The sequence below is a fragment of the Streptomyces sp. YIM 98790 genome (assembly GCF_011421595.1).
Taxonomy (GTDB): Bacteria; Actinomycetota; Actinomycetes; order Streptomycetales; family Streptomycetaceae; genus Streptomyces.
Genome location: NZ_WTLH01000260.1, coordinates 1 through 6,514, shown reverse-complemented (window position 1 = coordinate 6,514; position 6,514 = coordinate 1). Strand labels below are relative to the sequence as shown.

General features: G+C 74.0%; 4 protein-coding genes. All 4 read left to right on the top strand.

Annotation, left to right across the window (positions count from 1 at the left end; all coding sequences use genetic code 11):
• The first annotated feature begins 1,035 nt into the window (after positions 1-1,035).
• Positions 1,036-2,601 carry a serine/threonine-protein kinase gene (locus tag GQS09_RS30040; RefSeq protein WP_243761804.1) on the top strand — a complete coding sequence of 522 codons (1,566 nt, stop codon included), beginning with the start codon at positions 1,036-1,038 and terminating at the stop codon, positions 2,599-2,601.
• Between the two features lie 219 nt (positions 2,602-2,820).
• Positions 2,821-5,004 carry a serine/threonine-protein kinase gene (locus GQS09_RS26155; protein WP_165990014.1) on the top strand — a complete coding sequence of 728 codons (2,184 nt, stop codon included), beginning with the start codon at positions 2,821-2,823 and terminating at the stop codon, positions 5,002-5,004.
• A 162-nt stretch (positions 5,005-5,166) separates the two neighbouring features.
• Positions 5,167-5,769 (top strand): serine/threonine-protein kinase, encoded by a 603-nt coding sequence (locus tag GQS09_RS30825; protein WP_313896341.1) that lies wholly within the window; start codon positions 5,167-5,169, stop codon positions 5,767-5,769.
• A partial coding sequence (locus GQS09_RS26150) for a serine/threonine-protein kinase (RefSeq protein ID WP_313896340.1) occupies positions 5,667-6,514 on the top strand: 848 nt, incomplete at its 3' end. The genes GQS09_RS30825 and GQS09_RS26150, both read left to right, overlap by 103 nt.

Genomic DNA, 6,514 nt, shown 5'->3' with positions numbered 1-6,514 from the left:
GGCGGCCTTCGGGGCGGCGCCCGCCCGCAGCGCCGAACTGCCGGACGGCCGGGCCGGTCACGCGGACAGCCACGGCCGGCGACCGCGCCGGGGGCCGCGCCTGTGGCTGCTGGCGGGGGCCTCGGCCGCGGTGTTCGCCCTCTCGGTGACCGTCTCCTACGCCCAGATCGCCGGCGACCGGGACCGGGACCAGGAGCAGGAACAGGGCACGGCCGGGACCGGCACGGAGACCGCGGGACCGGACACCGAGAACACCGAGAAAAGCGAGAACACCGGTGACACCGACGGCACCGGGGACAACAGGGGCGGCGGGAGCGACGGGGACACCGGCGAGGGCACCACGCAGCCACCGGAGGAGGGGACCACCGGGGAGACCGCCGGTACCGGGACGGCCGGCCCGGAGGACAACCACCGGACCGGGGAGACCGGGGGCACGGGCTACACCGGCGGGACGACCGGGCACACCGGGCACACCGGTACGACCACCGAAGGGACCACCGAGGGGACCACCGACGACCGGGCGGACACCGGTGGCTGGACCACCGGCGGCACCGAGCACGGCGGCACCACGGAGGGAACGACCGACGGCAGCACCGACGGCACGACCGAGGGAACCACGCACNACCGAGCACGGCGGCACCACGGAGGGAACGACCGACGGCAGCACCGACGGCACGACCGAGGGAACCACGCACGGCACCACCGACGGCAGCACGGAGGGCACGACGGAGGGCACCACCGACGGCAGCACGGAGGGCACCACCGACGGGACGACGGAGGGAACCACCGAGGGGGAGTCGGACGGCGGGACAACGGACGGAGGAGCCGCGAACGGCGGGACCACCACCGGCGGCGCCCCCGGCGGCACCGCCACCGAGACCGGCGGCCTCACCACCGAGACCGCGGACTGAGAAACGTTCTTCCGATATCTGTCAAGAACGGTCAGGAATCCAATTCAACCTCCCCGATTCCGAGCACCCGCCGCGTGGCGCAGCTAGTGTCACGCTCATCCATCAATGCCACGGGGATGAGGGCATGCAGGCGCTGGGAGCGGAGGACCCTTCACGCATCGGGCCGTTCCGGTTGCAGGGCAGGCTGGGGGAAGGCGACATGGGCCAGGTCTACCTGGCCCGGTCCGAACACGGCGACAGGGTCGCGGTCAAGCTGGTACGGCCCGGCCTCGCCCGCCTGCCCACCTTCCGCCGCCGCTTCCGGCGCGAAGTGGACGCCGCCCGCCGGATCGGCGGCCGGTGGACCGTACCGGTGCGCGACGCCGACCCCGACGCCGCCACGCCCTGGGTCGCCACCGACTACCTGCCCGCTCCCTCCCTGCACGAGGTGGTCACCGGCGAGCACGGGCCGCTCCCCGAGCGTTCCCTGCCGGCCCTGGCCAACGGTCTGACGCACGCGCTGCGCGACATCCACGAAGCCGGACTCGTCCACCGCGACCTCAAGCCGTCCGGCATCCTGATCACCCGGAACGGCCCCCGGGTGATCGATTCCGGCATCGCGCGGGCCGTGGAGGCGGCCACCACCACGCTCACCCGCACCGGAGCGGTCGTCGGCTCCCCCGGCTTCATGTCTCCCGAGCAGTGCCGCGGCGAAGTGCTCACCCCGGCATCGGACGTCTTCTGTCTCGGCTCGGTGCTCGCCTTCGCCGCCACCGGCCGCAGCCCCTTCGGCGGCACCGGGACGGACGCCCCCTCGCTGCTGCGCCGCATCGTCCAGGGCGACCACGACCTCGGCGGCGTGCCCGGGACGATCCGCGGGCTGGTGGAGGAATGCCTCGCCCCGGAGCCGGCCGACCGTCCGACGCTCTCCCGGCTGCTGGAACGCACCCGCGAGGGCAGCCTGTGGGAACCCGCCGCGGACCCGGACGCGGACCCCTGGCTGCCCGCCGCCCTGACCGCGGAGCCCGGACGGCAGACCGCCGAACTCCCGCCCGTCGGCAGGACACCGGCGGCCCCGGACCCGCCGCCCGCCGCGCCCGCGCGGCCGTCCGTGGCACCGCCCCGGCGTCGGATCGGCCTGCCGGCCGCCGGTGCCGTGGCCGCCGTGGCCGCCGTGGCCCTGGTGGCCGCCGTCCTGCTCACCCGGCCCCCCGGCGGAACCGAACCCGTGGTCACCCCCGTGCCTCCGGGCCCGCCGGGCGTCTCCGGGCTGCCGTCCGACGACGGGCCGGCCGCCCGGGACGATCCGGGCCCCACCACCGGCGCCGTCGGCACCACCACCGGCGACAGCGGCGGCAGCGACGCCGGCGCGGGCCCGGGAAGCGGCCCGACATCCGCCGCGCCCGGCACGGAGAGCCTGCCGCCGGACGACGCCCGGAACGGCGCGGACGGCACCGCTCCCGGCACCTCCTCGGCCGGAGCCCCCTCGGACGCCGGCGCGGACACCGCCACCGGCCCCTCCCTCTCCCCCTCGGACACCGCCACCGACGACACCGGCGACACCGGCCAGAGCGTCGGTCACACCAGTGGCGGCGCTGACGCCGGCACGGACGGCTCGACCGGCGACGCCGGGAGCGTCGAAGGCGCGGACAGCGGAGGAAGCCTGGTCGGGGGCCTCGTCGGCGGCCTGCTCGGCGGCTCCGGCGACTGAGCCCGCCGCCGTCGGCGCAGTGGTCGGGCAGTGACAAGGAGTTGCGCCCGACACCATCGGAACCGGGGCTCCGCCCTGCTCCGCACCACCGTTCCGAGGACGTCACGGTTCTGCTTCGCTCCTTGTCAGAGTGCCCGTTGAACAGAAAATCGCTTTAATCTCTGATCGTCCGCAGAGGTGTGACCGATGCGGCGGCAACGGGCGGAAAAAGGGGGGCACATGAAAGCGCTTGGACCGGAGGACCCGCAATCGGCGGGGCCTTACCGGCTGCTCGCCAGACTCGGCGCGGGCGGCATGGGCCAGGTCTATCTGGCCCGCTCCGACCGTGGCCGCACGGTCGCGGTCAAGCTGGTGCAGCCCGACCTGGCCCGGCAGCCCGAGTTCCGGCAGCGCTTCCGCCACGAGGTGGACGCCGCCCGCCGGGTCGGCGGCCAGTGGACCGCCCCCGTGCTCGACGCCGACCCCGACGCCACCGTCCCCTGGGTCGCCACCGGTTACGTCGCGGGTCCGTCCCTGCACGAAGTGGTCACCGGGCCCACCGGCCCCCTGCCGGAACGCTCCCTGCTCGCCCTGGCCAACGGACTGACCCGGGCCCTGCGCGACATCCACGACGCCGGACTCGTCCACCGCGACCTCAAGCCGTCCAACGTGCTCATCACCATCGACGGCCCGCGGGTCATCGACTTCGGCATCGCCCGGGTGCTGGAGACCGCGCCCGGGGCCGGTCTCACCCGCACCGGCGCCACGGTGGGCTCCCCCGGCTTCATGTCCCCCGAGCAGTGCCGCGGCGAGACGCTGACCCCCGCCTCGGATGTCTTCTGCATGGGATCGGTGCTGGTCTTCGCGGCCACCGGCCGCACTCCCTTCGGCCGCACCGACAGCCAGATGCACGCCCTGATGCTGCGCATCGTGCAGGACGAGAAGGACCTCAGCGGCATCCCGGCGGGCATCCGCTCCGTCATCGAGGACTGCCTGGCGCCCGAGCCGGCCGGCCGGCCCACCCTGGAGGAGCTGCTGGAACGTACCGCAGCCGGTGACCTGTGGAATCCGGAGCCGGGAGACGACCCCTGGCTGCCCGGCTCACTGGTCGCCCGGCTGGGCCGGCACGCCGTCGAACTCCTGGATTCCGAGGATCCGCTGCGCGAGGGCGGCCCCACGGCTTCCGCCCCCGCCATGCCCGCCACCCCGCCGCCCGGCCCGGCGCCCACCACCCCGGCCCAGGGCGACGGCATGGCCGGGATGCACACCATGCCCGCGGGCCCCGGCCCCGCGGGCGTGCCGCAGCAGCCGCCGCACACGCCGCACCCCCCGCACACTCCGCATCCGGCGCTGGGCGGCCCGCACTGGCCGCAGCACGGGCATCCGGCACCGCCCGTCACCCCGATGCCGGGGCAGTTCGGTCAGGTGGTTCCGGTCCCGCGGCGCAATTCCAAGCGGCTGGGGGTGATCCTGGCCGCCTTCGGTGCGGTGTTCGCGACGCTGCTGGTCAGCGGCATCGTGTACGCGGTGAACCGGGACGGCGGCGAAGAACCCGGCAACACCGCCGGGGGCGGCAGCGGCGGGGGCGGCAGCAACAGCGGCGGCGGCAGCAGCAGCGGCAGCGGGAACACCGACAACGGAGGCTCGGACAACGAGGGCTCCGACAACGGAGGCTCGGAGAACGGAGGCTCCGACAACGGAGGCACCGACGGCACCGGCCTGACCTCCGAGGAGCTCGCAGGCTACTGGGAGGGCGAGGTACTGCTCTTCGATCAGTCCCACGATCTCACCTACCGCTTCGAGATCTTCGGAGGTGAGGAGGGCGAGGACATCGGCTATGTCTACGGCATCTCCGCGGATTCGCTGTGCGCCGGATTCGTCAACCTCTCCTCGCAGGGAGAGGGCGAGGAGGTGACCATCACCACCGCGGAGCTCTACGCCGTCCCGGAGGGTGCCTGCTCCTACGACGGCGAGTCCGCTCTCTCCCTCGACGACGACGGCAACCTCTACTGGAATCACCCGGAATCCGGCCTCACCGGCACCTTCCACCCGGCCGTGGACGGCGGCGCGGAGGAGGCCGTCCCCGACGAGTACCTCGGCGACTGGGGTCTGGACGCCACCGCCGAGGACGGCAGCTACCACACCATCACCATCGAACAGGGCCTGGTGACCGAGTCGGTGGCCACCTGGGTCAGGGACGCGGACGACGCATACTGCAATTGGCAGCACACCCTGATGGCGGTCGGCCCGGACGGGGAGTGGCTGCTGTTCGGCCCCAGCGAGGCCACCTACTCCGATCCGGAAGACCTGTGCGTGGACGGCGGGATGCACTCCTTCTACCTCTACCCGCCGGACAGCGACGGTGACGTCCAGGTCGTCGGTCTCCCCGAGGACTTCGGAAACTGGTACTTCTCCCCGGAATGAACCCGGCGGCGAATTCGCCCGTATCCTCAGGGAATCCCGGCGCCGTGACAGCCGCAGAGGCAGCACACCACCAGAGACAGACCACTCCGGCCGACGCAGTGACGAAGCGAGCAGTACCGGGCGCCGGACGCGCCGCGCAGGGCAGTTGAAGGGGAGGGCAACATGAAGCCGCTCGGTCCGACGGACCCGCAGCGAGTGGGGCAGTACCGGCTTCTGGGCAAGCTCGGCGCGGGCGGCATGGGCCAGGTCTATCTGGCCCGCTCCGACCGTGGCCGTACGGTCGCGGTCAAGCTGGTGCAGCCCGACCTGGCCCGGCAGCCCGAGTTCCGCGAGCGCTTCCAGCGCGAGGTGGACGCCGCCCGTGCCATCGGCGGCCAGTGGACCGCCCCGGTGCTCGGCTGCGACACCAGCGCCGAAACACCCTGGGTGGCCACCGGCTACATCGCCGGCCCGTCGCTGCACGAGGTGGTGGCCGGCTCGCACGGGCCGCTGCCGGAGCGTTCCATCCTGGCGCTGGCCAACGGCCTGACGCACGCGCTGCGCGACATCCACGGTGCCGGGCTCATCCACCGCGACCTCAAGCCGTCCAACGTGCTCGTCACCATCGACGGCNGTGGACCGCCCCGGTGCTCGGCTGCGACACCAGCGCCGAAACACCCTGGGTGGCCACCGGCTACATCGCCGGCCCGTCGCTGCACGAGGTGGTGGCCGGCTCGCACGGGCCGCTGCCGGAGCGTTCCATCCTGGCGCTGGCCAACGGCCTGACGCACGCGCTGCGCGACATCCACGGTGCCGGGCTCATCCACCGCGACCTCAAGCCGTCCAACGTGCTCGTCACCATCGACGGCCCGCGGGTCATCGACTTCGGCATCGCCCGGGCACTGGACACCACGGCCGGCGGCGGGCTGACCCGCACCGGCGCCTCGGTCGGCTCCCCCGGCTTCATGTCGCCCGAGCAGTGCCGCGGCGAGACGGTCACCCCGGCATCGGACGTCTTCTGTCTCGGCTCGGTGCTGGCCTTCGCCGCCACCGGCCGCAGCCCGTTCGGCGACCCGCACAGCGCCATGCACGTGCTGATGCTGCGCATCATCCAGGACGAGAAGGACCTGGAGGGGGTGCCGGAGAACATCCGCAGCCTGATCGAGGAATGCCTGGCCCCGGACCCGGCCGACCGGCCGACGGTGGAGGCGCTGCTGGAGCGCACGGCCGGGGGCGAGCTGTGGGACGAGGACGGCGAGAGCGGGCAGGAGCCCTGGCTGCCCGGCACCCTGGTGGCCAAGCTGGGCCGCCGCGCGGTAGACCTGCTGGACTCCGAGGACCCCCTGATCGCCCCGCCCAAGCCGGGCACCGCGCCCCCGCCGGCCATGCCGACCGTGCCGCCGCCGGTCACGCCACCGCCGGTCACGCCTCCGCCGCCGGGCTCGCCCCCGCCGCCGGTGACTCCGCCGCCGCCCACGCATGCACCGACCCAGGTCGGCGCCCCGGGTGCGGCGGGCGCCGCTGCGGCGGC

Excerpts from the sequence above, each read along its gene's own strand:
- GQS09_RS30040 (WP_243761804.1), top strand. The coding sequence starts at position 1,036 with ATGCAGGCGCTGGGAGCGGAGGACCCTTCACGCATCGGGCCGTTCCGG.
- GQS09_RS26155 (WP_165990014.1), top strand. The coding sequence starts at position 2,821 with ATGAAAGCGCTTGGACCGGAGGACCCGCAATCGGCGGGGCCTTACCGG.